Origin of the sequence: Bradyrhizobium australiense, assembly GCF_013114825.1 — a bacterium.
GTDB classification, from domain to species: domain Bacteria; phylum Pseudomonadota; class Alphaproteobacteria; order Rhizobiales; family Xanthobacteraceae; genus Bradyrhizobium; species Bradyrhizobium australiense.
This window is the reverse complement of record NZ_JAAVLX010000004.1, coordinates 131968-157482: the sequence shown is the minus strand read 5'-3', so window position 1 is coordinate 157482 and position 25515 is coordinate 131968. Positions and strand designations below refer to the sequence as shown.

Below are 25515 nucleotides of genomic sequence, written 5' to 3'. Positions count from 1 at the left end.
TGTGCATCGCCCCGGAATGACGGATAAAGGGAGGGCGTGACGATGTCCGACGTTTCCGCAGTGAAAGCGCTGGTGTTCGACGTGTTCGGCACCGTAGTCGACTGGCGCACCAGCCTCATCAATGATTTCACCGAATGGTCGAAAACCTCCGGCATCAGGGCCGACTGGACCGCTTTGGTCGACGGCTGGCGCGCGGTCTACATGGCCTCGATGGACGAGGTGCGCAAACATCCCGAGCGCGGCTATCAGATTCTGGACACGCTGCACCGGCGCTCGCTGGAAAAGCTGGTCGCGCAATTCGCGATCAAAGGCCTGCGGGACGCCGATCTGCATTACCTGACGATGGGCTGGCATCGCCTGCATCCGTGGCCCGACAGCGTCCCCGGGCTGACGCGGCTGAAGACGAAATACATCATCTCGCCGCTCTCCAACGGCAACGTCGCGCTGTTGACCAACATGGCAAAGTTCGCCGGCCTGCCGTGGGACCTCATCATGTCGGCGGAATTGTTCGAGCACTACAAGCCCGATCCCGAAACCTATCTCGGCGCTGCCAAATTGCTCTGCCTGCCGCCGGAGCAGGTGATGATGGTCGCCGCCCACAACAACGATCTGAAAGCCGCGCAGAAGAATGGTCTCAAGACTGCCTTCGTCGCACGTCCGACCGAATACGGGCCGCACCAGAAATATGATTTCGAGGCCAAGGGTGATTGGGACATCGTGGCCAAGGATTTTGCCGGCATCGCCGATCGGCTGGGGTGCTAAGGGGCTATCCGGCACCGGCCTGGATCACACCGAACCAGCCAAGACCCCTGTAGGTCTCGTACCCCGGTGTGGCGTGGAATGCGACCATCGTTCCGGAGCGGTCCTGATGGAAGCCGGAGCGTCGCCCTTCCAAAGGAAGCGAGACGCGTTCGGTGAGCAGGCCCTGGCCGTCAGACGCGGCGATCACCCGGAAATTCGAATCGACCAGCAGCACGCGCGCCTTGTCGGCCGCGCCGACGCGGACGCCCTGGACGATGGCCCGGGCTTGCGGTTCCCAGTCGAAATGGATCGCCAGCACGCCGGTCGGTTTGCCGAGTGCCTTGCCACCTTCGCGGACGCTGGCGCAATACGTCACGACCTGGGCGTTGCCGAGCAAGGGCTGGCATTCGACGTCGCCGACGGCGTAGTCGTCGCCGGAGCGCAAGGCTCGCGCTGCGCGGAACCACTTGGTCTGCGCTACATTCTGGCCCACGACGCCAAAGCGATCGGCGCGGCCGTTGGCCAGCACATTGCCGTCGACATCGCAGAGCCAGAGATCGAGATAGACGGTATAGGCGCCGAGGATCACCGCCATCCGTTCCGACACATGGTTGACGGCCGCAGCCTGCGGCGCGGCTGCGCAATCGACGACGGCGGAATCGGTCGCCCACCAGCGTACGTCGCAAGTGCGCTCATAGAGATTGCGGTCGATCAGCTCGATGGCACTGAGCGACAGGTCGACCATGCGCTCGCCGCGCGAGCGGTCGGCCATCTGCGCGATCGAATTCATCAGATTGCCGGTCCGGTTGGTGAGCTGGCTTTCGAGCTCGCGGGCAATGGTCTCGACTTGCTGGCCGACATTGCGGACTTCCTGCGCCACCACGGCAAAGCCCGCTCCTTGCGCGCCGGCGCGCGAGCTCTCGATCAGCGCGTTCAGCGCCAGCATCTTCATCTGGTTGGTGATCTTCTGGATCGACTTGGTCTTCTCGCAGGCGACCTGGTTGACCTCGGCGGTTAATCTCGCGATCAGCGCGGAAACGTCGGATTCGTCCTCGGCGCGCGCTGAATTGGCCGGCTGTTTTGCGATCGTTGCGGTTTGGGAGCGAAGCGCGGCGGACATTGGCGGGAATTCCTCAGTCTTTGTGCGGATGTCGATCTTCTGCGGATCGGCGAGACTCAACGAGAGCATGTTCGACTCATTTGTCGGGGATCATGGCTAATGATTGGTTTAAGTTCCGCAGCGTTGCGGGTAGTTTTACCGGGACAAGTTGCACGTTCTTTGTGCAAGTCGCTTTTGTCGGCATAGCCGGGGCCGCGTCTCCGGAGGCTGTGCCGGCGTTGCCGCACCTGATTCGTTTGCTGTGACAACCCCGCCGCCGCCCCCGTTTGCGTTTGCCGACAGCCCGCTTTGCCCCTATCTCTCGAAGGCATCATGGTCCTCCCCGCATCCGCGCTTCCCGTTGAACTGCCGCCGGCGTTTCTCGGCGTGGCGCGTTCGGCGACCGGCAAATTGTGGCGTGACCGGCTCGATGCGCGAGGGGCGGCGCGGGCGCTGGCGATCACGCAGCGGTACCAGTTGCCAGAGATGCTGGCGCGCGTGCTGGCGGGCCGCGATGTCGGGATCGATGAGGTCGAGGACTTCCTAGATCCGACCATCCGCAAACTGATGCCCGATCCACACACCGTGACGGCGATGGAGACGGCGGCCAAACGCATCGCGGAAGCGGCGATGCGCGGGGAAAAGGTCGCGATCTTCGGCGACTACGACGTCGATGGCGCGACGTCGGCGGCGCTGCTGGCCTGGCATCTGCGCCATTGCGGGCTCGACCCGCTGATCCACATTCCGGACCGTATCTTTGAAGGCTATGGCCCCAATGTTGAGGCGGTGCGCGCGCTGGCAGCCAGAGGCGCAACGCTGCTGGTCACGGTCGATTGCGGTACCACCAGCATCGAGCCGCTGGCGGAAGCGCGAAAGCTCGGCATGTCCGTCGTCGTGATCGATCATCACCAGACCGGCGAGGAGTTGCCCGAGGTTGACGCGCTGGTGAACCCGAATCGGCCGGACGATCTCTCCGGGCTTGGCCATCTGGCTGCGGTCGGTCTGGTTCTCATCACGCTCGTCGCGGTGAACCGCGAATTGCGCGGCCGCGGCTTCTGGAGCGCCGAACGGCCGGAGCCGGACCTTTTGGGCATGCTGCATCACGTGGCGCTCGGCACAGTGGCTGACGTCGCGCCGCTGATGGGGCTCAACCGCGCCTTCGTCGCCAAGGGCCTGATCGCGATGCGCCGCCGCGACCATATCGGGCATACCGCGCTGATGGACGTGGCGCGGCTGAACGGCCCGCCGGAAGCCTGGCACCTCGGCTTCATGCTGGGGCCGCGCATCAATGCGGGCGGGCGGATCGGGCGGGCGGATCTTGGCGTGCGGCTGTTGCTGGAGGGTGACGTTTCGGAAGCCGCGCGGATCGCGGCCGAGCTCGACCGGCTGAACAGCGAGCGGCGCGTCATCGAGCAGGCGGCAGAGGCGCAGGCCGAGGCCGAGGCGCTGGCCTCGCTCGGGCTTGAGGACAAGGGCGCTGTCATCGTGACCGCTGCCGAAGGCTGGCATCCCGGCATCGTCGGCCTGGTCGCCTCGCGGCTGAAGGAGAAGTTTGCGCGTCCAGCCTTTGCCATTGCGCTGGAGCCCGGCGGCATCGGCACTGGCTCGGGCCGCTCGATTTCAGGCGTCGACCTCGGCAAGGCGGTGCGGCGGGCGGTGAAGGAGCGGCTTTTGATGAAGGGCGGCGGCCATGCCATGGCTGCCGGCGTGACGCTGCGCAAAGAGAAGCTCGCGGAGTTTCGCGCCTTCATGGAAAGTGCGCTGGCCGAGGACGTCGCCAATTCCCGTCACGAGAACGAGTTGTTCATCGATGGCGCCGTCAGCGCGCGCAGCGTGACCGTCGAGTTCGCCAATACGCTGAACCGCGCCGGTCCGTTCGGCGCAGCCAATCCGGAGCCGGTCATCGCGCTGCCGGCGCATCAGCTCGTCTATGCCGACGAAGTCGGCCAGGCGCATCTGCGCGTGCGCTTCAAGTCCGGCGACGGCGCCATCGTCAACGGCATCGCATTCCGCGCGGTCGGACAGAAGCTAGGAGACGCGCTGACGCAGAACCGCGGCCAGCTTTTGCACGTCGCTGCAACACTCGCGGTCGACCGCTTCCAGGGTTCGGAACGGGTGCAGTTGCGCGTGCTCGATGTCGCGGTGCCGGATCCGGGACCGGCCGTGATCAGGTGATCAATACAATCAACAAAGAAACGGGAGAAGAAATGGCAGGGCAGGTTCAGGGCAAGGTCGCATTGGTGACGGGCGGCGCATCCGGCATTGGCGAAGCGGTTTGTGAATTGTTGGCGCGCGAGGGCGCCTCCGTCGCCGTGACCGATGTCGACGACCACAAGGGCCCCGAGGTCGTCGTGCGGATCAAGAAGGCGGGCGGGGAGGCGAGTTTTTGGCATCACGACGTCACCAGCGAGGAGCGCTGGATCGAAGTCGTGGCCGAAATCATGAAGCGCTACGGCCAGCTCGACGTGCTGGTCTCGAACGCCGGCATCGGCATTTCAGTGCCGTCGATCACCGAGATGACGCTAGCCGACTGGCGGCGGCAGACCGCGATCAATCTCGACGGAGTGTTTCTTTCGGTAAAGCATTGCCTGCCGCTGATGCGCAAGACCGGCGGCGGCTCCATCGTCATGATGTCGTCGCTGGCAGGCCTGCGCGGTGCTGCCGGTCTTTCTGGCTATTGCGCGACCAAGGGCGGCGTGCGGCTGTTCGCCAAGGCGATCGCGATGGAGTGCGCGACGTTCGGCGATGGCATCCGCGTCAACTCCGTGCATCCCGGCATTATCGACACGCCGATCTGGGGCAAGATCCCGGCGGGAGCCACAGGCAGCGGACAGAACGCGCCGATCGATCCCGAGGAGCGCGCCAAAATGGCAACGCCGCTCGGCCGCGCCGGGCACGCCGAAGAGATCGCGCAGGGCGTGTTGTATCTGGCGTCCGATGCCTCGCGCTACGTGACCGGGACCGAGCTCGTCATCGACGGGGGCATGAATGCGGGTGGGGTTGCGCGACCCGCATAAAACGCGGGCAGCAGTGATTGACTGCGCCACGCGAGTTCATCAGCGGGGAGATGAGCTTTGGGCGAATTGCGCGCGCAACCAGGCTTGCGTTGCTTCGATCGGTTCAGTCAGAGGTCTCCGGGAGCCGCGCACAAGATGCAGGGTGAAGCCTTCGATTTCCGGGCCGAATGGCACGACCAGCGTTTTAGTCGCCAGTTCCGCCGACACCAGCAGCAGACTGTGCAACGCGACCCCGGTGCCGGCGACGGCGGCCTGGATCGCATGGGTCTCATCGCTGAAGCGGAGCCCGGCCCGTGAATCGATACCGTCCATGCCGGCGATCTTCAGCCAGCGCCGCCAGGTCGGATTGCCGCTATCGCTGCGGCGCCAGTCAAAATGCAGCAAGGTCGCAGAGTGCAGATCGGCCGGCTTCTTCAGACCAAGACGCGGACTTGCCACTGGCGCAAAACGATCGATGGCCAACGGTTCGGCGCTCAGACCGGGATACGGGCCAGGGCCATAGCGCAACGCGAGGTCCGCGACACCCGAATTAAGGTCCACGACCTCCAGGGTCGCCAGCAGCGTGAGATCGATGTCAGGTCTTGCGTTGTGAAAGCCCGCGATGCGCGGCACCAGCCACTTGGCGGTGAACGCGGGAGTGGCCGAAAGTGTCACCGTCGCACGGCGCTGCCTGCGGCTCAATCCTTCGATGACACGTGCGAAGGAGTCGAATCCGTCGCGCAGAACCGGCAGCAAGACTTGCCCTTCCGCGGTCAGCAGGACCTGACGCGTCCGCCGCTCGAACAGCGTCACGCCGATCACCTCTTCCAACTGCCGCACCTGATGGCTGATGGCGGTCGGCGTCACGTGCAGCTCCTGGGCCGCACGTTTGAAACTCAGATGCCGCGCGGCGGCTTCGAACGCCCGCAGTCCGGACAGCGGTGGAAGACGTCTCATCGGCGAGCCTAATAGATGAACGTAGTTCATCCATGTGATGAGCAATTTGTGTTTGTCAATGCAGTTGGCCCGCTCCATCTAATCGAACAAAGGTGAAAGGAGATATGCCATGAACTTGCTACGGATCGACGCCAGTGCGCGACCTGACCGATCGGACCGGGTCCCTCGCGGGTCGCACACGCGCCGCCTCACCCAACGCTTCGTGCAGCGTTGGCTGCAATACCGGCCGAATGACCTTGTGAGCGATCGGGACGTCGGCCAATCACCACCGCACCCCGTCACCGAAAAATGGATCGGTGCGGCCTTCACCAAACCTGAGCTGCGCGAGCCGTGGATGAATGATGTGCTGGCGGAAAGCGACGCATTGGTCGATGAACTCATCGCTGCAGATTTGATCGTGGCTGGCGTGCCGATGTACAACTTTGGAATGCCGGCGCAGTTCAAGGCGTATGTCGACAATGTCGTGCGGGTCGGTCGCACTTTCGGCTTTGACCGTGCCCGGCCAGACGATCCTTATTCGCAGCTACTGGCTGGCAACGGTAAACGTCTCATCATGCTCAGTTCGCGGGGTGATTACGGCTACGATCCGGGCGGCCGGATCTCGCACATCAACCATGTCGAAGGGTCGGTGCGCGACGTGTTTGGCTTCCTCGGCGTCACCGACTTCCACAGCATCGCCATTGAATATGACGAGTTCGGGGATGAACGCTTGAAGGCGTCGATCGCTGCCGCCGAACGCGCAGTGGATGATCTTGTGGATCGGTTAGCGAAGGAAGCCGAACCGCTGGAGGCAGCTTGACTGCAGATTCGATGGAGAGGACGCGGCCGAACCGCGCAAGGTTGAGGCTGCGTCGCTATCCGCCCTGCCTCAACCGCGCCAGCACCTTCAGTCCGCCGTAGCCGTCGGCGGGCAGTAGCCCCATCTTGGTCTGATAATCCTTCACCGCCTTCATGGTGTCGTTGCCGACGCGGCCGTCGGTGCCGCCCGTATCGAAGCCGGCTTTCGTCAGCCGTATCTGCAACTCCTGCACTTCGGCGAGCGTCAGCGCGCGCTCCGAGCCGGGGAAGGGCTGGATGAAGGGCGGCGCGCCCAGGATGCGGTCGCCGAGATGGCAGATCGCGAGCGCGTAGTTCATCGACGGGTTATAGCTCTTCACCGAATAGAAGTTGGGGCCCAACAGGAACGCCGGTCCGCCGGCGACCGGCACCCACATCTGCGCCGATGCGCCTGGCTGCGGGAATGGTTTGCCGTCGGCGCGCGTGACGCCGGCGCTGGCCCATGCCGCATAGGTCCGGCTGCCGCTCGCAGATCCTCCTGAGCTGCGGACCTCATAGCCCCAATGCTCGCCGCGGTGATACTTGCCGCGGTTGAGCAGAAAGCGCGCGCTGGAGCCGAGCGCATCGTCGGGCTTGCCGAACGGCGAGACGCGGCCGTCCTTGTCGTAGTCCATGCCGACATTGAGCCAGACTTCCGGCATCCACTGCGTGTGCCCCATCGCGCCGGCCCAGGATCCCCGCATTTCCTCCGGCGTGCCCCAGCCGCGATCGACGATCTTGAGCGCGTTGATCAGTTCGGTTTCCCAATAGGCCCGGCGGCGCGGCTCGTTCCAGGCAAGCGCAGCTAGCGCCGGAAAGATCGGGCGCATATGGTTCTGCTGCACCAGCGGATCGCCATAGGCGGACTCGACGCCCCACAGCGCCAGCAGCGTGCCGCGCTCAACGCCAAAATCCTGCTCGATCCGCGCGAACAGCGCCTCATGCTTCTTCAAGGCTTCGCGACCGTTGATGATGCGCCAGTCCGAGACGCGGCGGTTGATGTATTGCCAGATCTGCTCGTGGAATTCCGGCTGCTTCTGCATCTGCCGGAACACGGTCATGTCGGGCTCGATGCGGCCCATCACCCGCGTCCAGGTCGCGTCCGAAATGCCTTTTGCCAGTGCGCGCCCGCGGAAATTGTCGCGCCATTGGTCGAAGCCGGGCGGCGCCGCCAACGTGGGAAGTCTCGTCGCGAGCAGAGCGCCGGCACTGAGGCCGCCTTGCAGCACGGCGCGGCGGGTTGGGGCTTTCCGGGAATCAGGCTGTTTCATGCCCTACAGTCTAGCGGCGCGGCGGACCTGAGCCAAAAGCCATGACGCCGCGGGAACCGGCGTTTCCTTCACAAATCCGCGGCGATTCTGGCCAGCCAGCGGCGGATCAGGCGCTCGGCGCCGGCGGAGAGCCCGGCCGCCAGCCGCCGCTCGATCACTTGTGCGTGCCGACGGCATTTGTCGAGCAGGGCCGCGCCGCGCCGCGTCACTGTCCACTGCAGCACCCGGCCATGGATCGGGTGCGGGGTCTTCCTGATGGCGCCCTCGCGTTCCAGATTGCGTATGATGACGCCTGTGGTCTGTGGCGTCAGCATCGCTACCCGCGCAAGCTCCGCGCCGGATAGGCCGGGATAGGCCCGCAGCATAGTCAGGACGACGAATTGCGGCGAGGTGACACCGAGTTCGGCCAGCGACCGCTCCATCGCCAGCCGCGTCGCGGCCTGGGCCTGGCGCAAGAGATAGGCGAGGTAGCCCCGTTCACCGCGCTTGCCCTCGCCGGGAGGCGGCGGCCGCAGCATCAATGGCGCGGGATTATCCGCAGATTTTTGCCGCGACCGTCCGCGAGTTTTTCCGGCGGCCGGCTTTTGCCTTGCCTGTAGATTGTTCGTCGACGCCTTTCGCAATCGCGCTGCCGTGCTGTCTGGTGTCTTGCGCGACATATCAGTGCTCTTATAATAAATCAGAACACTGATAACATGAGGCACGAAAGATGTCACACGCCCGCAAAGAGTACAGAGATTTCATGTCGCTGACGCCGGACGCCTACGAGGCCGTGCTGGCGCTCGGCCGGATCGCGGGTAAGGCGGGCATGGACAAGCAGTTGCTCGAGCTGATCAAGCTGCGCGCATCCCAGATCAACGGCTGCGCGTTCTGCGTGCAGTATCATATCCTGGAGGGCGAGAAGCTCGGCGTGCCCACCGACAAGCTCAATCTGGTGGTGGTCTGGCGCGAGGCGCCGCAGTTTTCCGCGCGCGAGCGTGCGGCGCTGGCATGGACGGAAGCGCTGACCTTGCTCGCAGACGGCGTCAGCGACGAGGTCTATGCGCAGGCGAGTGCGGAATTCTCCGAGAAGGAGCTCGCCTATCTCACTTCGGCTGTGGCGTCCATCAATGCCTGGAACAGGTTCGGCGCCGCGTTTCGCTGGACGCCGCCGGCGCGGAAGCAGGCGGTCGGCGCGGCCGCTTCGTAGGACGAGGGTGCGAACTCATAAAACAGGACGGCGCGGAGGGCGCTTCGATGTCCGCCATACCCTCAACAGCAGCGCGAAAGCAGACATCCATGATCGAGGGGATCAGCGTGGTCACACTGGGCACCCTCGAAATGCGACGAACTGTCCGGTTCTACCGCGCGCTAGGGTTCGAGGTCCTGCATGGCGGCGAGGAGTCGTCATTCACAAGCTTTCGAGCCGGGATGAGCTATCTCAACCTCATCGCCCAACCTGCCGAGCGGCGCTGGTCCTGGTGAGGGCGGAATCTTCTATGTAAGCGATGTCGATGAATTCTATGCAAAAGCCCTGACGACGGGCCTCAAGCCTTCGACCGCGCCCGGCGATGCCGAATGGGGCGAACGCTTCTTTCATCTCACTGATCCGGATGGTCATGAATTGAGTTTCGCGCGGCCTTTGCTTCCGGCTAGAGTCCAATAGCGGTTCGAAGCGGCCGGCCATTCCCTGAGGCGCCGGGAGGGCGTATGGTACTCCGATTGTCCGCTGACCCTGGGAAGCAATCATGCAGTTCAGAACAATCGGACTGTTGCTGCTCGGCGCGGTGGCGCTTCCCGCCTCCGGGACAGCACAAACCACGCCCGCTCCAACGGCAATTATCCGAACAGTCGTCGCGGCAACCAAACTGGCGAGCGTAACGGACGTGCCGCTCTATTTCAAAGCGCTGAGCGTCACTCTTCAACCCGACGCGATGAGCGCCATCTCGGCGGCCGACGGCATCCTCTACCAGATGTCAGGTACGACCCAGGTCGCACTCGATGGTGGAGCCAAAAGGCTCAACGCCGGTGAGGGGCTGTTTGTCGCCCGCGGAAAGATCGCGGTGCTTAGGGCAGGCGCCAATGGGCCATCTACTTTCCTCCACTTCTTGCTCGCTCCCGCCGCAGAGCTGGATCGGCCTGCCGAAGCGGCACCTGCGGCCGTGACAGAATTATATCGCTCAGCGAATCCAATCCCCGATCTGAAGCCAGGTGGTTATGATCTCAATCTCACGCGGGTCACATTTCCGGCAGCGATGCCCTCCAACCCGCCGCACCATCGGTCAGGCGCGGCTCTATACTTCATCATCTCGGGCACCGGGGCCAACACGGTCGACGGTAAGACAGAGGCCAAGGGACCTGGTTCCTTGATCTACGAACCATATGCCCTCGTGCACCAATGGGGAAACCCAGGCAACGAGCCCTTGATATTCCTGGCCTTCAACATCAATCCGGAAGGTGTCGCAGCCGTACTTCCGGGCGCACCAGCAAAGAATTAATAGCGACTTTGTTCAGGAAGTTGGGGGCTTTCTGAGACAGAAAGGCCATCACCCTACATCAGCTTCGGCTGGGGCTATGCTACGGTCTCTCTGAGGACCGAGAAAATTCAAAGGATGACAACGAACGGTCGCACCGTCACCGTGTTCGGCGGAACCGGCTTTCTCGGCCGCCGCATGCGCTTGCCGGCGTCTACGGCGTTGTAAATGCGGTTAGCCTTGAGCACGGACAGGAGACTTTTCATTCCGTTTACGTCGATTCTGTCCAACGGGCAGCGGCTCAAGCGCACCGTACCGGAGTCGATCGGCTAATTGAAGATGCCCGGATTCGGTGAACTTGGGATTTCGCCGCACTCGGTCGAGACCAAACTCCAGGAGATGCTGTCAAATTGCGGATGAGGAGGCTCCGCCGTCGTGACATGATTCTCGAAATTGCCCGTTCTTGACCGATGCCCGCTCCGAGCAAAGAAAAAAGCTTGTCTCCCGACGTTTTTTGCTAAGGTTCTGCTGGAACTCTTGTCGCAACGTAATCGCAATCCGCGGACTACCATGCAGCCCGTGACGCAATACGCCAAAAGCGGCGACATCCACATCGCGTACCAGGCGTTCGGCGAAGGTCCGATCAATGTCGTCATGGTTCCCGGGTTCGTATCGAACCTGGAGAATTATTGGGACGAGCCCGACTTCGCCCGCTTCCTAACTCACCTGGCAAGCTACGCCCGCGTTGCGATCTTTGATAAGCGCGGGACGGGCATGTCGGATCGGGCAACTGAGCTTCCCGGCCTCGACCAGCGCATGGACGATCTTCGGGCCGTCATGGATGCCGCCGGGATGGAAAACGCGGCGCTCCTCGGGATTTCGGAAGGCGCACCGCTATCCGTCATGTTCGCTGCAACCTACCCCGAACGGTGCCGCGCTCTGGTACTCTACGGCAGCTTTTCGCGGTTTTCCTATTGGTTTCCCACCGAGGAGGCCCTGGAAGCTTTCTTCAGCTACGTAAGTCAGGCATGGGGCACGGGCAGCAGCTTGCAGAAATTCGCGCCGTCGCGTGCGAATGATGCGGCTTTTCGAAACTGGTGGGCACGAACCGAGCGGCTGGGAGCCAGCCCCGCCGCCGTAGTCGCCTTGATGCGCATGAACAGCCAGATCGAAATCAGCGGCATTCTTCCGGCCGTGCGCGTGCCGACGCTGGTGATTCACCGGACCGGAGATAAGGTGGTCAACGTGGAGGGCGGACGCGAAGTCGCGGCCCGAATTCCTGGCGCTCGCTTCGTTGAGATTCCCGGCGAAGACCACTTTTTCTATGTGGGTGAGAACGCCGGTCAGATCTCCAGTGCAATCGAGGAGTTCTTGACGGGTTCGCAGGCACCCGTTGCAATCGATCGCGTGCTTGCAACAGTGCTCTTCACCGACATCGTCGGCTCAACCGAGAAAGCTGCTGAGATCGGCGATCAACGATGGCGCGATTTGCTCGACAAACATCATGCTACGGTCAGACGAAACCTCGCACGATTTCGAGGCCACGAGGTCAAAACGACTGGCGACGGCTTTCTTGCCACCTTCGATGGTCCCGCTCGTGCGGTACGCTGCGCACACGCATTAACCGAAGAAATGAAGCCACTCGGGATCGAGATTCGTGCCGGCCTACATACGGGCGAATGCGAAATGATTGGCGATGATGTAGGCGGTATCGCCGTTCACATCGGCGCGCGAGTTGCTGCGCTTGCTGATTCAAGCGAAGTCTTGGTTTCGACCACCGTCAAGGATCTTGTCGCTGGCTCCGGGTTACGTTTCAGCGACCGAGGTGTTAAATCGCTCAAGGGTGTTCCCGGCGAATGGCGCATATTCAAAGCCGAGCCTTGATGAAACCTAACCAACACTTGCCAATTCCGCTGTGGGTCAGCAAGCGACGATCCGACCGCTCAGCTCGTCGGGTCCGGTTCTCCTCCGAGAGCGGCCTTGCGGCGGCTCATAGGAAGTTCGGCTGAGGGCCCAACAGCGGACGTCGCTCGCGCGGGCATCTACGTCAGGCGCAAGGGAGCCAGTCACGCTATGGTCATACGTGCTGCTTTACGAAATTCTTGAGTTCGCTGGAAAACCTAGGCGTTCCGGCGTCCTGTTCAAGCAGGAAGTGGTTTCTGCCCGGCAAAGCGACGAAGCGCGAATTCGGGATTCCAGCGGCGATTTCGCGTCCCAAGGCAATTGGAACGCGGACGTCGCCGCGGACATGCATTACCAAAGTCGGGGCCTTGACCAAAGGCAGCAGACGCCGGACGTCAAACTCGGCTACGCTATCCAGATAGCGCACGGCGCAATCTGAAGAAGCACTCAACCGCTGCAGTTCATTGAATGCATCAGCCTGCTCGCGCGTTGCGGTCGGCATCATCTGGGACGTAAACATCTGACGGAACGTTGGATCATCCGAGCCCCAGCCCAATTTCATCAGAGTTCTCGTCGCCGCCAGACGTTCGCGATCCGCAGCCGTGTTGTTGGGTCTCTTGTTGAGGCCGACGGCGTATCCGCCATAAAGGATCAAACATGAAACCCGATCCGGATTTCTTGCCGCATAGGCGATCGAGACGGAGACGCTTTGCGAAATTCCGAGCACCGGAAAGCGATCAAGACGAGCGGCATCGACGACGGTCTCCATATCGCTGACCCATGCGTCGAAGGACATCTCGCTGGCATCCCAGTCCGATAGCCCATTGCCACGCGCGTCATAACGAACCAGCGAGTAGTCTTTTGCGAGATCGAGAAGTCGATGGCGGTTAATCGGCAGTTCCCAGTCGTACTCGAGATGGCTCATCCAATGCGCCGATTGCAGGATTGGCGGTCCCGAACCGACCGTTGCGTAGGCAAGGCGGACGCCGTCCCGCGCTCTGCAATAGCGAACCTGCTGATTGAGATTGGCGTCCGCCAGGAAGTCATGCTGCCGAAATGACGGCGTCGTATCGGCGGACCGTTCCTCTGGCTCGACGTCCCCAACAAACCGTACGCCTTTCCGCAACACGGTGCGAATCAGCCGTTGTTGATCGCCGTCATCGCCAATGGCGCGGCGTGCCGCATTGATCCGACTGATCAAAGTGGATTCGGAAACGATCCGGCCATTCCAGACGGCGTTGAGTAGGTCGTCCTTACTCACCACGCGATCGCGGTTCTCGATCAGGTAGACAAGAAGATCGAATACCTGTGGCTGCACGGCGACGGCTTCGCTACCGCGGTGGAGCTCGCGGCGTTCGATATCCAACACACATTGTTCGAAATGGAGGCGCATGCTGCCGCCGATTGCTCAATCCCTCCAACTTTGGCGATATATCAATGGAAAGTACATAGAAAATCAATGCGGCGTACATGCCGCACTTGCAGATCACGACTAGGCTTGCGCCCATTCCGTCACCTGGAGATGCGTCATGAACCAGCCGATTCAGTCGAACGCCCGCACGCCGAATGACACCGTAACACCTGACGCCATCCTGCAGCTCGGCTTTGCGTTTTGGGGATCGAAGACGCTTCTGAGCGCGGTCGAGCTTGGGCTGTTCACACTCCTCGCCGATGGACCGCTAACCGTGGAAGCGGTGACCGCCCGATTGTCGTTGCATCCGCGCAGCGTGCGCGACTTCCTCGATGCGCTGGTCGCGCTGGGTCAGCTCGAACGCAAGGAAAATCTGTACGCAAACACAGCTGCCGCCGCGGTATTCCTCGACCGGCGCAAGCCGACCTATGTCGGTGGCATCCTGGAAATGGCGAACGCCCGGCTCTATCCGTTCTGGGGCGCGCTGACCGAAGGCTTGCGTAGCGGCGCCCCTCAAAACGAGACCAAGGAAGGCCGCGACCTGTTCGACGAGATCTATCGTGACCCAGCGATTCTAAGCGAGTTTCTCAAGGCGATGAGCGGCCTAAGCCTTGGTGCCGCGAACGCGATTGCCGGGAGATTTCCCTGGGCTGACTACAAGAGCTTTGCCGACATCGGTACCGCGCAGGGCGCACTTCCTGTCACGCTTTCACGCGCGCACCCGCATCTTGGCGGAATCGGCTTCGACCTGCCGGTGGTGCGAGCGCACTTCGAGGCCTATGTGGCTCAATATGGACTAGCGGAGCGGCTTTCGTTCCGCGCAGGCGACTTCTTTGCCGACCCGCTGCCGGCCGCCGACGTGCTAATCATGGGCCGCATCCTGCATGACTGGGGCCTGGACAAGAAGCGGATGCTGATCCGCAAGGCCTACGAGGCGCTGCCCTTTGGTGGGGCGTTGATCATCTATGACAGCGTCATCGACGACGAGCGCCGACGGAACGTGTTCGGCCTGTTGATGAGCCTGAACATGCTGATCGAGACGCGCGAGGGATTCGATTTCACCGGCGCAGATTGCATGGCCTGGTTTAAGGAAGCGGGCTTTGTCGAAACCCGCGTCGAACCGCTGGTGGGTCCGGATTCGATGGTCATCGGTATCAAGTAAGGCGTAATGCGGAACGGCTGCTCCGGGTCAAAACCGGCGATGCTCTGATCGGACAGAAGGTGTCTGCTTAGTCCCCAAAGGCCGACATCTGCCTCATTATGAGTGCACGCCCTAATTTTCGCTGCCTTCCCGCGCACTGTGACGCAGCGCATCCTCCGGCAGCGCGTGCGCTACGGCGGCGGCAGTGGGCGGATCGGTGCCGATCTCGCGGCCGCGGCTGCGGATCAGCCGTTCGTAGGACGCGATGAGCGTGGTGTAGGGGTTGACCCAGATCCAGCCGTCGCGCGTGAACACCTGTACGTCGAAGTGGAGGTGGTACGACGTGCCGTTGGGGAAATCGAGATAGTTGGAGACCACGCCGATTTTCTCGCCCTCGGCGACCCGGCGCCCGTTGAGGATGCTGTCCGTATCCATGGCTGACGGATTCATGTGCATGTAGCGGAAGCGGATGTGCTCCTTGCTGGTGTTGATCTGCAGCGTTGCCGCCTGTTGCTTTAAGGAACGGATGACGACGCCGTCGCGGACGGCGACGACGGCCTGTTTCCTCGGCTGGCAGGCGTTGTCGGCGCCGCTGTTCGGCGGGCAGGGCGCGGGGCGGATGTCCTGCCCCTGGTGACCGAAGCCGGCCGAGCATTGCCAGACCTGGAAACTGCGGGCTTCGCAAAAATTGTCCCGCCACGGATAGCCGTCTTGAGAGGTGCCCTGATAGCCGCCTTGGCGTTCGCCGGATTTGCGCGTGCCGTACTGCTGCGAACTGACGAGGGCCGGGGCTTTCTCCAGCGGAAAGCGGATCTGCGAATAGACCGCGAGGTCGGCATGACCGCCGCGCTTGCGCGCGCCGCTACGGGCGATGATGTCGCCGCTCGGGCGATAGGTGAAATCTGGAGAGGCCGCCGTCGGCCGTTCGACAACCTCGAAGGAAATGTCGAATGATGGCCGCGCCGGCTGGCCTCCGGCGATGCGCAGCGCGTTCAGGAAGCGCTCTGCAATCGGGTAAGCCTCGCGGCAGGCCAGCCGCCGCGCCCGCGGCGCCGAATCGAGGCACTGGATCGACACCACATAGGGAACGCCGAAACGGGTGAAGGCGTAGCGCACATAGCCTTCGCGAATGAAGCGGCGCATGTCCGGAAATTGCGCCGCCAGCGCCTTGACCGGCTCGCCCTTGCCGCCGAGGGGATCGGCGAGATCGTAGACGAGGATCGAGCCCGTGATCTGCACCTCGACAGGCCGGGCGAAGGTTCGCGACGGCAGGCCATCACCGGCGCCGGGATCCAGCGAAAACACCGCGTCGTAGCCGGAGGGTCCGGCATGGAACAGATCGACCGGGCGGAAATCGGCCTGATGGCGCGATAGCGGCGGATGGCGCGTGCCGCTGGCCTCGGCTTCGAGATAGGCCGCGGTATCGAACGGCAACAGCACCGGCACCGGACTGCGGCCGATTCCGGCGAACATCGCCGAATTGATCGCGTTCAACTGCACCAGCGCGGGCGTCGCGCGCGGATCCCATGCCGGCACCCGCCGCTGGCCTGCGAAGGTGAAGCGCGGCGCGATCGCCGGCCGGGAATTGATCTCGCTGCGAAGCTGATCCAGAACGGCGCGCCATTCGACGCGAGCGGCCGAAACCGATGGCGTTCTAAACTCATTGGCGGAAACGCCTGAAATCCCGGCGGGGAGCAAACAAAAGGCTGCCAGCCCACGCGAAAGCAAGCTGACAGCCTTGGTACCCAATGCATCGCCCCCCGGCGTATGCCCGTAGCCTATGGCGCGGCCTTAATCCTTTGCGCGCTCGACGTAGGAGCCGTCCTCGGTCATCACCACGATCCGTGTTCCCGTTCCGATATGCGGCGGCACCGAGGTACGCACGCCGTTGGAGAGGATAGCAGGCTTGTAGGAGGAAGACGCGGTCTGCCCCTTGGTGACCGGCTCGGTCTCCACAACTTCCAGCGTTGCGCGCTGCGGCAACTGGATGGCGACCGGATTCAGGTCGTGCATCGAGAGCTTCACCGTCATGTTTTCCTGCAAGTAGGGCGCGGACGAGCCCACGATCTCCTTCGAGACCTGGACCTGGTCATAGGTCTCGGCGTTCATGAAGTGAAAGCCGTCGGCATCCTCGTAGAGGTAGTTGAAATTGCGATCCTCGACGGTCGCCTTCTCGACCTGGTCAGTCGTCTTGTAGCGCTCCGACACCTTCACGCCGTCGCCAATGCGGCGCATTTCGATCTGGCTGACCGGAGTTCCCTTGCCGGGATGGATGTTTTCGGCTGACAGCACGACATAGAGCTTGCCGTCCTGCTCGATGACGTTGCCCTTGCGAATAGAACTGGCGATGACTTTCAAAGCGGTTTTCCCGAATTTCTGGCCTCTAGCCCCTCCGGACATGGTGTCCGCAGGGCCAATCAGGCGGTTTCGGGCTGCAACATACTGATTTTGCCCGTCGATGCCAGCGTTTTACGGCCGTTCTGGTGGGCTGCTTGAAGCCGTAAGGAGCCGGATTTCGCCGTGTGATCTGGCGCCTCTAGCAACTAATTTCACGATGTGGCCGATCGATGCTGTTGGCTTTGAAAGCAATGTCTTAAGCGGTTCGCGGACGCCCGTAGCTCCAGCGGGGCTGCATCGACGTCGATCGGGCGAATGGACAAGAAGAGCGTCTTTCGACATGAAATGACTGAGCTAGGGCCGGACCTTGCCGCTTCCTCTGGCTCGTCTTGCCGGCCGGAAAGAAAGTCGAACAATATCAATGGTATTTGCCGATTCCCTGAACGCCTTGATTGGCTCCGCGGAGATGCTCGGTGTATTCGGAACCGCCTGTGATGGTTGACAACGGCCAGCCCTCGCCATGGTGGTCGGCCACGCGGCACGCCGATCGAAAGCCGTTCCTGATGGCGCGAAGCGCGATCACGAGGGCAGTCCGAACCTGGTTCGACGAGCAGGGTTTTACCGAAGTGGAAACAGGTATCCTGCAGGTCTCGCCGGGCAATGAGACGCATCTGCATGCCCCACGTACTGAAATCATCGGCCACGATGGCACGCGCGCGACGCGCTATTTGCGGACGTCGCCGGAGTTCGCCGCCAAGAAACTGCTTGCCGCCGGTGAAGCCAAAATATTCGAATTCGCGCGTGTGTTCCGCGACCGCGAGCGCGGCGATCTGCATCTGCCCGAATTCACAATGCTGGAATGGTACCGCGCTGGTGCAAGCTATGACGCTGTTATGGCCGACACCGTTGTCGTGATCGCCCATGCGGCGCAGGCGACCGGAATCGGCCAATTTTCGTTCCGGGGCAGAACGGCCGACCCCTTTGCCGAACCGGAACTGTTGACCGTAGCGACAGCGTTCGGGCGCTTTGCGGGAATCGATCTCCTGGCCACGATCAGCAATGGCGAAGGTGATCGCGCGGCGCTTGCGGCGGTGGCAAGACCGCGGGTGCGGATCACGGATGACGACACCTGGTCGGACATTTTCAGCAAGGTGCTGGTCGAGCATGTCGAACCTCAACTGGGGCAGGAGCGTTTGACTGTGTTGTTCGAATATCCGGCGCCGGAGGCCGCCCTGGCGCGCGCGAAGGCGGCCGATCCGCGCGTGGCCGAACGTTTTGAGGTCTATGCGTGCGGCGTCGAACTCGCCAACGGCTTTGGTGAATTGACCGATGCCGCCGAACAGCGCCGCCGTTTCGCCGCTGATATGGACGAGAAGGAGCGGCGCTACGGCGAGCGCTATCCGCTGGATGAGGATTTTCTCGCAGCGGTAGCCGCGATGCCGCCATCGAGCGGCGTCGCGCTCGGTTTCGACCGGCTGGTGATGCTGGCAAGCGGCGCGCTGCGGGTGGATCAGGTGGTGTGGACGCCACCGGCAGGAGAGACATGAACAGGATTGATTCGAAATTTTTGGCAACGCTGCGGCAGCCCGCCGAGCTCATCGAGCGCGGGTTCGCGAAGAAGGCCGATCTCGCCGACCTCGACCGGGTCGCCGCGCGGTATGCCATTGCCGTGACGCCTGACATTGCCAGCCTGATCGACACGGAAAATCCGGACGATCCGATCGCGCGGCAATTCATCCCGAGCGTGCTCGAACTGGTGAACGCGCCGGGTGAAAATCCCGATCCGATCGGCGACGATGCGCATTCGCCTGTTGCCGGCATCGTCCACCGCTATCCCGATCGCGTGCTGTTCAAGCTGGTGCATGTCTGCGCCGTGTATTGCCGCTTCTGCTTCCGCCGCGAGATGGTCGGCCCGGGCAAGGCAACGGCGCTATCAGAGGCCGCCTATTGCGACGCGTTGAATTATATCCGAGAGCACAACGAAATCTGGGAAGTCATCCTGACCGGCGGCGACCCGCTGATGCTGTCGCCGCGGCGGCTGTCCGAGATCATGGCGGACCTCGCCGCCATCGATCACGTCAGGATCGTTCGCATCCACACCCGCGTGCCGGTGGCGGCGCCAGCGCGACTCGATGGCGACATGGTCAGGGCGTTGAAAGTTGAGGGCGCAACGACCTGGATCGCCATTCACGCTAATCATCCGCGCGAATTCTCGGGCGAGGCCCGCGCCGCCTGCGCGCGGCTGGCCGACGCCGGCATTCCGCTGGTGAGCCAGACGGTGCTGCTCCGCGGCGTCAACGACGATGCCGCCACGCTGCAAGCGCTGATGCGGGCCTTTGTCGAAAATCGGATCAAGCCCTATTACCTGCATCACGGCGATCTTGCGCCAGGGACCGCGCATCTGCGCACCACCATTGCAGAGGGACGGGAACTGATGCGCAACTTGCGCGGCCGAGTCTCCGGCCTGTGCCAGCCGGAATATGTGCTCGATATTCCCGGTGGTCATGGAAAGGCGCCGATTGGGCCGAATTATTTGTCGCATGCAAATTCGCAGGGATATGAACTATCCTCGGACGCGCGGTATCGTATCGTTGACTATTGCGGCGACGTTCACCTCTATCCGCCAGAGGCGTGACCTGCGATGGCGGAGGATGGCGAGGAGAAACGGGAGCCGCCGGAAGATGAGGGCCATCGCGGAATCGAGAACGCCGTGCTGCTCGGCTTCTTCGTGGTGCTGGTAGCCGTCGGAATCTGGTTGCTTGCCACCATGGCCGATGTACGAAAGGCGCAGGACTGCGCCGCCCAGGGACGCCGCAATTGCGCAACGATCGACGTGCCGGAACGGACACGATAAATGAATCTAAAAGGCGGGAGAATCAGGATGCAAAAAACAATCTTATCAGTCGCGCTGATGGTCCTGATCGGCATGCCTGCTGCGTTCGCGCAGGGCGGGACGTCGACAACGCCAAAGAATAGCCCGAGTGCCGGAGGGATTCCGGAGGCGCCGGTCGGACACCGTCAGCCCCGCCGCGGCGAAGTGCCCAGCGAAAAGAACCTGAGCGATCCGAACGATCCGCTGAGCAAGGAAAACGCAGCGCTCGACCGCAAGATCAAGAGCATCTGCCGCGGCTGCTAGAACTCAATTTGATCCGTCACCTCAGGAATATGCGCACTTGCGCATGTTCCGCAGAAGCGCGCTCTTGCGCGCGTCTCGAAGGGCGACGGCCACCAGCGGGACAGTGCGGGTCCGGCGTCTCAGCCATGCTTCGCCGCGCGGCGATGCAGGACCAATAGAAAAGCTAACAGCGCGACGGCCGACAGGCCGAGCGACCAGTGAATGCCGATTGCTGCACCGAGGAGGCCCACGGTGATGCCGCTGAAGGCCCGCATGCCGAGCCCGGCCATGTTGAACAGGCCGACGACCCGGCCGCGGATGTCGGTCGGGGCATTTATCTGGACCAGAGTCTGCGCCATCGTGTTGAACGACAGCTCGAAAAACCCGGCGGCAAACAGCAATACGATCGCAAGCGTGTAAATCCCAGCGGAAGCGAACGCGAGCAGGGACAGACTCCATAGAATGGCAAGGACGATGGCTGTGCGCGGCGTTACCTTGAGCCGTCCCCACGCTTCCAGCGCGATGCCCGCCAGCAGCGCGCCGGCGGCGTCAGCGGCCAGCAGCACGCTGTAGGCGACGCCAGGGTCGCCGTGCCCGAGGTCGCCCGCGAACCCCGGCATCTGGGCGTGGTATGCGTTTCCGATCATGAAGGAGGTCAGCGCGGCGAGCAGCGTCATCGAAGTCAGGACGCGCCGCGTCGCGATGTCGCGGATGGTCTGCACGATATCGGCAAGCCCGCGGACGGGGATGCGCCGGGGGGCTGCGTCCTTGCTCCTGGTCGGCGCCCAAAACAGCCAGAGCAGCATCGGCAGATAGAACACCGTGTTGAGAATGATGCCATGGGATGAACCGAGCGCGAGCATGATGACGCCGCCCACGGCCGGACCGACGAGAATGCCCAGATAGCGCGCCGTCGCGTTCATCCGCACCGCGCTCGGCAGATCGGCAGGACCGACGATGTCGTAGAGCAGCAATTGGTTCGGCGTCTGCCACAGTACGCCGGCGCAGCCGTGGATGACCAGAAGCAGCATCGCGTGCCACATCTCAAGCGTGTCGGTAATGAAGAAAACGCCCCATCCCGCTGACGCCACGATGAAGAGCAGCATCCCGCATTGAATGATGCGGCGCGGATCGAACCGGTCGGCCAGTCCGCCCACGGCGACGGAAAAAAACAGGAAGGGAAGCCAGTGCGACAGCACCGCAAAACCTGCGAGCGCCGGCGAATGGAATTTCTGGAACACCACCCAATAGCTGATCACATGCTCGATATTGTCGGCCATCATTGCCAGCACGTAGGCAATGAACTGCGCGCGATAGGGCCGAGACTTCATGGCTGCGAACGAGCTGGATGCAGCCACGGGTTTCGTCAAAGGTTCTGAACTCAATGGATCACCTGGGTAAGACTGGGCGGGGTCCGCGAGGCCGATGCCGGCGCCGCGGCATCCGGAGTCTGCTCGCGGATATACGCTTGTTGTCGGGCGCTCAAGACGCCGGGGCAGCATTGGCTCCGAAATAGCTGGCCTGATCGAAATCCGCGAGCAGTCCCGGCTGCTCCGGTTTCCATCCCAGCGCCGATCTCGTCCGCACGCTCGAGCTCGGGACGTCCATACTCGCAAACCTGACGAACCAGCCGAAATGCCCGGTTGCCTCTTCAGGAGATTTGGAGACGACCGGCACGCCGAGCCTGCGGCCGATCACCTCGGCGATCGCCTTGAACGCGACGCCCTCCTCGGCGACGGCGTGATAGGGGCCGCTCTCGACGCCCTGTTCGAGCGCAAGCCGATAGAGGCGGGCGGCATCGAGCCGATGCACCGCGGGCCAGCGGTTTTGTCCATCACCGACATACGCCGCGACGCCTTTCTCTCGTGCGAGGCCGATCAGATGCGGGACGAAGCCGTGATCGCCGGTGCCGTGGGTCGACGGCGCAAGACGCACCGCTGATACCCGCACGCCGCGCGCCGCAACGGCAGCGGCCGCCGCCTCGGAGGCGCGCGGGGAATTCGGATCGGGCCGATCGGCCTCGGTCGCGATCCGGCCCGGCGCGAGTGACCCAAATCCCGAGGTGACGAGCATCGGCCGCGCGGATCCCTCGAGGACGGCGCCCATCGCCTCGACCGCACGTCTGTCTTCCGCGCTATGCTCCGCGAATCTCGTGAAGTCATGGTTGAACGCCGTATGGATGACGGAGTCCGCCTGGCGTGCGCCGTCGCGAAGGCTTTCCAGATCCTCCAGCGAGCCGCGATGCACCTCGGCGCCGACAGCCGCGAGCGTCTCCGCTGCGGTACCGGAGCGGGCGAGGCCCAGCACCTCATGGCCCGAATTGATCAGTTCGCTGACGATGGCCGAGCCGACGAAGCCGGTCGCGCCAGTGACGAATATGCGCATGCGAGTCTCCAATGTTTGTTCGGAGACCGGTATCGGCTAAGCTTTCATCCTGTTAAAGTAGTGACGTTATCATGGTATAACGACCAACAGGATCGGCATGTCTGTCGAGATCGACAATTTGCTCGGGACTTACCTGAAGGATCGCCGCACCCGGCTCGATCCGGCCGCCTTCGGTTTTGCGGCGGGGCGCAGACGGACGCCGGGGCTGCGCCGGGAGGAGGTCGCCCACCGCGCCAATATCAGCCCGACCTGGTACACGTGGCTGGAGCAGGGGCGGGGCGGCGCTCCCTCGGCGGACGTGTTGAACCGGATCGCCGGTGCGCTGATGCTGACCGACATCGAGCGCGAACATCTGTTTTTTTCGGGCTCGGCCGTCCGCCCGAGGTCCGCTACAAGGCCGCCGAGGGCGTCACGCCGCGTTTGCAACGTCTGCTTGATGCGTTCGAGACCAGTCCCGCCCTGATCAAGACCGCCACGTGGGAAGTCGTCGCCTGGAATCGCGCCGCCGCTGCGGTTCTGACCGACTATGGCGCGCTCCCTCCGGGCCAGCGCAACATCCTTCGCCTGATATTCTGCGACCCGCGCGTCCGGGCCGCGCAATATGATTGGGAAAGCATCGCCCGTTTCGTGGTCGGCGCGTTCAGGGTGGATGCAGCGCGCGCCGACGCCGTCTCCGAAGTCGGCCAGCTCGTGGACGAGCTCTGCAGGCTTAGCCCCGAGTTCGAAGCGCTATGGCGCGACAATGACGTTCACGTTCACGGCGGCGGCGTCAAGCGCCTGCGGCATCCGATCCTGGGAGCCATCATGCTGGAATATTCTGCGTTTGCCGTCGATGGCCGACCCGATCTCGGCATGATCGTCTACAATCCGGTCCTGCGTTCAGATGCCGACCGGATCCGGTCACTGCTGGCATCGCAGCAAGTATGAGCATGCATCGTCAGCCGCAGGTGTCAGTAATCGAGATCCGACAGGAACGTGGTGTTCACGATTTCAAACTCGGACTCCGACCAATCCTTCATCAATCGCGCACGCGCCAGACGATGCGCTTCAGCGTCTGAAGTGGTGCATTTCACCGCGTGATGATCGATGCCCGAAATCTCGAGCAGCGTGTCGAAGCTTGCCTGCCGATCCTCGCGATTCTCGATTTCGGCAAAGTAGATCGTATGGTCGAAGTTTCCCATTGCCCAGCAAAATTGAACGGGAGTTTGCGCAACGTCGGCAATTGCCAAATTCGGAGCAATCAGCACTGCAATCAAGATCAATCGAATGATCGGTTTAATCATCACACTATTCCAAAAATGTCATTTGAGTTGCTGGTCCGAGGCCGCTACGGCTTGGTAACAGGCTTGGCCGCTGCCGCAGCGTCGATCGATGCTGGTGAGCCTTTCAAGCGTGCCATCTGAACTTCATTCGATGCTCTGAGATCGCGCACGGGGCCATTTGCAAGAATGAGGCCAACCGCGACGATGATCGCGGCCAAATAGGATAAGCATAAGCCACCAGTCCACCGACGGTAGGTACGCAGGTCGTTCGCACTCAGCTTGCTCGGAAATTGCTGGTAGCCAGGAAATTGCTTCATCGAAACCTCGTTCGAAATAGAAGCCCCGGCAAAGCAATATTCCCAAGTGCGATTTCGTACGTGTGAAGTACGCCACAGGCCCGTCGATTTTTTGCCAAGCGCAGCTTTGACTGCGTTGCACGAGTGTGCACGCGTCGAATCGCATTGCAGCTTCAATAAAGAGTTGGGGCAGGGCGCGCCGACCGGCGCCCTGCCTGCCATCTTCGGACCCGAGCGCTAGGCCGAGCGCTCCTCCCGGAAACCGCAGGATTGCACGTTCCGGCGCGTCGCCACGGCATCAGCCAGCATGTTCAGCGCCGACACTGTCGTCTCCCAGTCGATGCAGCCATCGGTGATGCTCTGCCCATAGATCAGCGGCTTGCCCGGGACCACGTCCTGGCGGCCGGCGACCAGGTTACTCTCGATCATAACGCCGGTGATGCGCTGCTCGCCATCCGAGATCTGGCGTGCGATGTCGGCGACCACCAGCGGCTGGTTCTCCGGTTTCTTGTTGCTGTTGGCGTGGCTGGTGTCGATCATGATCCGCGCGGCCACACCGGCACGGGCAAGTTCGACGCAAGCGGCATCGACGCTTTCCCGGTCGTAGTTCGGCTTGTTGCCCCCGCGCAGGATGACGTGGCAGTCCTCGTTGCCGGTGGTTGCCGCAATCGCCGAGCGCCCGCCCTTGGTGACGGCCATGAAATGGTGCGGATGCGAGGCCGACTTCACGGCATCCGCTGCGATGCGGACATTGCCGTCGGTGCCGTTCTTGAAGCCGACCGGGCAGGAGAGACCGGAAGCGAGCTCGCGATGGATCTGGCTCTCGGTCGTCCGCGCGCCGATCGCCGCCCATGCCATCAGGTCGGCAATGTATTGCGGCGTCGTCATGTCGAGGAATTCGGTCCCGGCCGGCAGGCCGAGATTGTTCACCGCCGACAGCACGTTGCGGGCGAGCCTCAGGCCCCTGTTGATGTCGAACGAGCCGTCGAGATTGGGGTCGTTGATCAGCCCCTTCCATCCAACCGTGGTGCGCGGCTTTTCGAAATAGACACGCATCACGATTTCGAGGCGGTCGGCGAGTTTTTCGCGCAGAGCGGCGAGCCGCTCGGCGTACGTCACGGCGGCGACGGGGTCGTGCACCGAGCAGGGGCCGACAACGACCAGCAGGCGGTCGTCGGTGCCGTGCAGGATGGCGTGGATGGCATTGCGTGCCGCCATCACCACGCGTGTCGCGGTCAAGGTGCGCGGTATCTCGCCCATCACCTCCTGCGGCGTACTCAGCTCTTTCAGTTCGCTAATTCGAAGGTCGTCAGTGGTGCTCAACACGGCTGTG

Annotated in this window: 26 protein-coding genes and 1 pseudogene; 15 read left to right on the top strand and 12 right to left on the bottom strand. The window is 62.7% G+C overall.

What is annotated here, in order from left to right; translation table 11 throughout:
* Window positions 1-42 precede the first annotated feature (42 nt).
* A complete protein-coding gene (locus tag HCN58_RS12770; RefSeq protein WP_171579731.1) occupies window positions 43-762 on the top strand; it encodes a haloacid dehalogenase type II in 720 nt (239 codons plus the stop codon).
* Between the two features lie 4 nt (window positions 763-766).
* On the opposite strand, the gene HCN58_RS12765 is transcribed toward HCN58_RS12770, so the two are convergent.
* Window positions 767-1861: a methyl-accepting chemotaxis protein gene (locus tag HCN58_RS12765; protein ID WP_171580354.1), complete on the bottom strand. Its 1095-nt coding sequence runs from the start codon at window positions 1859-1861 to the stop codon at window positions 767-769.
* Between the two features lie 312 nt (window positions 1862-2173).
* On the opposite strand from HCN58_RS12765, the gene recJ reads away from it, so the two are divergent.
* Window positions 2174-4015 carry a single-stranded-DNA-specific exonuclease RecJ gene (gene recJ, locus HCN58_RS12760; protein ID WP_171579730.1) on the top strand — a complete coding sequence of 614 codons (1842 nt, stop codon included), beginning with the start codon at window positions 2174-2176 and terminating at the stop codon, window positions 4013-4015.
* Window positions 4016-4047: 32 nt separating this feature from the next.
* A complete protein-coding gene (locus HCN58_RS12755) occupies window positions 4048-4857 on the top strand; it encodes an SDR family NAD(P)-dependent oxidoreductase (RefSeq protein ID WP_171579729.1) in 810 nt (269 codons plus the stop codon).
* Window positions 4858-4896: 39 nt separating this feature from the next.
* Here HCN58_RS12755 and HCN58_RS12750 read toward each other — a convergent pair whose 3' ends face one another.
* Entirely contained in the window at window positions 4897-5793 is an 897-nt protein-coding gene (locus tag HCN58_RS12750; protein WP_171580353.1) for a LysR substrate-binding domain-containing protein, read from the bottom strand.
* Window positions 5794-5902: 109 nt separating this feature from the next.
* On the opposite strand from HCN58_RS12750, the gene HCN58_RS12745 reads away from it, so the two are divergent.
* On the top strand, window positions 5903-6592 hold the full coding sequence (locus HCN58_RS12745; protein WP_171579728.1) for an FMN-dependent NADH-azoreductase: 690 nt from the start codon (window positions 5903-5905) through the stop codon (window positions 6590-6592).
* Window positions 6593-6647: 55 nt separating this feature from the next.
* On the opposite strand, the gene HCN58_RS12740 is transcribed toward HCN58_RS12745, so the two are convergent.
* Complete coding sequence (locus HCN58_RS12740) at window positions 6648-7880, bottom strand: lytic murein transglycosylase (RefSeq protein WP_171579727.1); 1233 nt, start codon at window positions 7878-7880, stop codon at window positions 6648-6650.
* A 68-nt stretch (window positions 7881-7948) separates the two neighbouring features.
* The gene (locus HCN58_RS12735; protein WP_235983594.1) at window positions 7949-8398 is read right to left on the bottom strand and encodes a MarR family winged helix-turn-helix transcriptional regulator; all 450 of its coding nucleotides are present in this window, start codon (window positions 8396-8398) and stop codon (window positions 7949-7951) included.
* Between the two features lie 191 nt (window positions 8399-8589).
* Here HCN58_RS12735 and HCN58_RS12730 point away from each other — a divergent pair, with 191 nt between their 5' ends.
* From HCN58_RS12730 to HCN58_RS12710, 5 genes are all read left to right on the top strand, one after another.
* A complete protein-coding gene (locus HCN58_RS12730; protein WP_171579725.1) occupies window positions 8590-9069 on the top strand; it encodes a carboxymuconolactone decarboxylase family protein in 480 nt (159 codons plus the stop codon).
* 89 nt (window positions 9070-9158) lie between these two features.
* Window positions 9159-9344: a VOC family protein gene (locus HCN58_RS35740; RefSeq protein ID WP_235983593.1), complete on the top strand. Its 186-nt coding sequence runs from the start codon at window positions 9159-9161 to the stop codon at window positions 9342-9344.
* Complete coding sequence (locus HCN58_RS37065; RefSeq protein WP_311966821.1) at window positions 9298-9525, top strand: VOC family protein; 228 nt, start codon at window positions 9298-9300, stop codon at window positions 9523-9525. Before HCN58_RS35740 ends, HCN58_RS37065 begins: the two co-directional genes overlap by 47 nt.
* Window positions 9526-9631: 106 nt before the next feature.
* Entirely contained in the window at window positions 9632-10357 is a 726-nt protein-coding gene (locus HCN58_RS12720; protein WP_171579724.1) for a cupin domain-containing protein, read from the top strand.
* 546 nt (window positions 10358-10903) lie between these two features.
* Window positions 10904-12217, top strand: a complete 1314-nt coding sequence (locus HCN58_RS12710; RefSeq protein WP_171579723.1) for an adenylate/guanylate cyclase domain-containing protein — start codon at window positions 10904-10906, stop codon at window positions 12215-12217.
* 193 nt (window positions 12218-12410) lie between these two features.
* Here the strand turns inward: HCN58_RS12710 and HCN58_RS12705 are convergent, their stop codons facing one another.
* Window positions 12411-13628: an alpha/beta hydrolase gene (locus tag HCN58_RS12705; protein WP_235983592.1), complete on the bottom strand. Its 1218-nt coding sequence runs from the start codon at window positions 13626-13628 to the stop codon at window positions 12411-12413.
* Window positions 13629-13764: 136 nt separating this feature from the next.
* On the opposite strand from HCN58_RS12705, the gene HCN58_RS12700 reads away from it, so the two are divergent.
* Window positions 13765-14808 (top strand): methyltransferase, encoded by a 1044-nt coding sequence (locus HCN58_RS12700; protein ID WP_171579722.1) that lies wholly within the window; start codon window positions 13765-13767, stop codon window positions 14806-14808.
* Window positions 14809-14919: 111 nt separating this feature from the next.
* Here the strand turns inward: HCN58_RS12700 and HCN58_RS12695 are convergent, their stop codons facing one another.
* Window positions 14920-16536: a M23 family metallopeptidase gene (locus tag HCN58_RS12695; protein WP_171579721.1), complete on the bottom strand. Its 1617-nt coding sequence runs from the start codon at window positions 16534-16536 to the stop codon at window positions 14920-14922.
* Window positions 16537-16578: 42 nt separating this feature from the next.
* Window positions 16579-17145: an elongation factor P gene (efp, locus tag HCN58_RS12690; RefSeq protein WP_057845040.1), complete on the bottom strand. Its 567-nt coding sequence runs from the start codon at window positions 17143-17145 to the stop codon at window positions 16579-16581.
* Window positions 17146-17618: 473 nt separating this feature from the next.
* On the opposite strand from efp, the gene epmA reads away from it, so the two are divergent.
* The 4 genes from epmA to HCN58_RS12670 are packed head-to-tail and all read left to right on the top strand — an operon-like array spanning window position 17619 to window position 20260.
* Entirely contained in the window at window positions 17619-18671 is a 1053-nt protein-coding gene (gene epmA, locus HCN58_RS12685; protein WP_171580351.1) for an EF-P lysine aminoacylase EpmA, read from the top strand.
* Entirely contained in the window at window positions 18668-19759 is a 1092-nt protein-coding gene (locus tag HCN58_RS12680; protein ID WP_171579720.1) for a lysine-2,3-aminomutase-like protein, read from the top strand. The genes epmA and HCN58_RS12680 overlap by 4 nt, the downstream gene beginning before the upstream one ends.
* A 6-nt stretch (window positions 19760-19765) precedes the next feature.
* The gene (locus HCN58_RS12675; protein ID WP_171579719.1) at window positions 19766-19978 is read left to right on the top strand and encodes a hypothetical protein; all 213 of its coding nucleotides are present in this window, start codon (window positions 19766-19768) and stop codon (window positions 19976-19978) included.
* Window positions 19979-20005: 27 nt separating this feature from the next.
* Window positions 20006-20260, top strand: a complete 255-nt coding sequence (locus HCN58_RS12670; protein ID WP_171579718.1) for a hypothetical protein — start codon at window positions 20006-20008, stop codon at window positions 20258-20260.
* A gap of 119 nt (window positions 20261-20379) precedes the next feature.
* Here the strand turns inward: HCN58_RS12670 and HCN58_RS12665 are convergent, their stop codons facing one another.
* Both HCN58_RS12665 and HCN58_RS12660 read right to left on the bottom strand, forming a co-directional pair.
* Window positions 20380-21597, bottom strand: a complete 1218-nt coding sequence (locus tag HCN58_RS12665) for an MFS transporter (protein WP_311966806.1) — start codon at window positions 21595-21597, stop codon at window positions 20380-20382.
* A 124-nt stretch (window positions 21598-21721) separates the two neighbouring features.
* Window positions 21722-22624 (bottom strand): SDR family oxidoreductase, encoded by a 903-nt coding sequence (locus tag HCN58_RS12660; RefSeq protein WP_171579717.1) that lies wholly within the window; start codon window positions 22622-22624, stop codon window positions 21722-21724.
* A gap of 97 nt (window positions 22625-22721) precedes the next feature.
* Between HCN58_RS12660 and HCN58_RS12655 the strand changes: the two are divergent.
* Window positions 22722-23551 (top strand): annotated as a pseudogene (locus tag HCN58_RS12655) (helix-turn-helix transcriptional regulator).
* Window positions 23552-23574: 23 nt separating this feature from the next.
* On the opposite strand, the gene HCN58_RS12650 reads toward HCN58_RS12655, so the two are convergent.
* The 3 genes from HCN58_RS12650 to HCN58_RS12640 all read right to left on the bottom strand — a co-directional run bounded on the left by HCN58_RS12650 (window position 23575) and on the right by HCN58_RS12640 (window position 25508).
* Window positions 23575-23907: a hypothetical protein gene (locus tag HCN58_RS12650; protein ID WP_171579716.1), complete on the bottom strand. Its 333-nt coding sequence runs from the start codon at window positions 23905-23907 to the stop codon at window positions 23575-23577.
* A 44-nt stretch (window positions 23908-23951) separates the two neighbouring features.
* Complete coding sequence (locus HCN58_RS12645) at window positions 23952-24203, bottom strand: hypothetical protein (protein WP_171579715.1); 252 nt, start codon at window positions 24201-24203, stop codon at window positions 23952-23954.
* A 216-nt stretch (window positions 24204-24419) separates the two neighbouring features.
* Entirely contained in the window at window positions 24420-25508 is a 1089-nt protein-coding gene (locus HCN58_RS12640; RefSeq protein ID WP_171579714.1) for a 3-deoxy-7-phosphoheptulonate synthase, read from the bottom strand.
* Between the last annotated feature and the right edge of the window lie 7 nt (window positions 25509-25515).

Bases quoted from the DNA above. Each gene is read 5' to 3' on its own strand.
- HCN58_RS12705 (WP_235983592.1), bottom strand. From the start codon at position 13,628: ATGCGCCTCCATTTCGAACAATGTGTGTTGGATATCGAACGCCGCGAG.
- HCN58_RS12750 (WP_171580353.1), bottom strand. From the start codon at position 5,793: ATGAGACGTCTTCCACCGCTGTCCGGACTGCGGGCGTTCGAAGCCGCC.
- HCN58_RS12710 (WP_171579723.1), top strand. From the start codon at position 10,904: ATGCAGCCCGTGACGCAATACGCCAAAAGCGGCGACATCCACATCGCG.
- HCN58_RS12680 (WP_171579720.1), top strand. From the start codon at position 18,668: ATGAACAGGATTGATTCGAAATTTTTGGCAACGCTGCGGCAGCCCGCC.
- HCN58_RS12730 (WP_171579725.1), top strand. From the start codon at position 8,590: ATGTCACACGCCCGCAAAGAGTACAGAGATTTCATGTCGCTGACGCCG.
- HCN58_RS12735 (WP_235983594.1), bottom strand. From the start codon at position 8,398: ATGCTGCGGCCGCCGCCTCCCGGCGAGGGCAAGCGCGGTGAACGGGGC.
- HCN58_RS12670 (WP_171579718.1), top strand. From the start codon at position 20,006: ATGCAAAAAACAATCTTATCAGTCGCGCTGATGGTCCTGATCGGCATG.
- epmA (WP_171580351.1), top strand. From the start codon at position 17,619: ATGGTTGACAACGGCCAGCCCTCGCCATGGTGGTCGGCCACGCGGCAC.
- HCN58_RS12700 (WP_171579722.1), top strand. From the start codon at position 13,765: ATGAACCAGCCGATTCAGTCGAACGCCCGCACGCCGAATGACACCGTA.
- recJ (WP_171579730.1), top strand. From the start codon at position 2,174: ATGGTCCTCCCCGCATCCGCGCTTCCCGTTGAACTGCCGCCGGCGTTT.
- HCN58_RS12765 (WP_171580354.1), bottom strand. From the start codon at position 1,861: ATGTCCGCCGCGCTTCGCTCCCAAACCGCAACGATCGCAAAACAGCCG.
- HCN58_RS12675 (WP_171579719.1), top strand. From the start codon at position 19,766: ATGGCGGAGGATGGCGAGGAGAAACGGGAGCCGCCGGAAGATGAGGGC.
- HCN58_RS35740 (WP_235983593.1), top strand. From the start codon at position 9,159: ATGATCGAGGGGATCAGCGTGGTCACACTGGGCACCCTCGAAATGCGA.
- HCN58_RS12755 (WP_171579729.1), top strand. From the start codon at position 4,048: ATGGCAGGGCAGGTTCAGGGCAAGGTCGCATTGGTGACGGGCGGCGCA.
- HCN58_RS12745 (WP_171579728.1), top strand. From the start codon at position 5,903: ATGAACTTGCTACGGATCGACGCCAGTGCGCGACCTGACCGATCGGAC.
- HCN58_RS12660 (WP_171579717.1), bottom strand. From the start codon at position 22,624: ATGCGCATATTCGTCACTGGCGCGACCGGCTTCGTCGGCTCGGCCATC.
- HCN58_RS12740 (WP_171579727.1), bottom strand. From the start codon at position 7,880: ATGAAACAGCCTGATTCCCGGAAAGCCCCAACCCGCCGCGCCGTGCTG.
- HCN58_RS12770 (WP_171579731.1), top strand. From the start codon at position 43: ATGTCCGACGTTTCCGCAGTGAAAGCGCTGGTGTTCGACGTGTTCGGC.
- HCN58_RS12645 (WP_171579715.1), bottom strand. From the start codon at position 24,203: ATGAAGCAATTTCCTGGCTACCAGCAATTTCCGAGCAAGCTGAGTGCG.
- HCN58_RS12650 (WP_171579716.1), bottom strand. From the start codon at position 23,907: ATGATTAAACCGATCATTCGATTGATCTTGATTGCAGTGCTGATTGCT.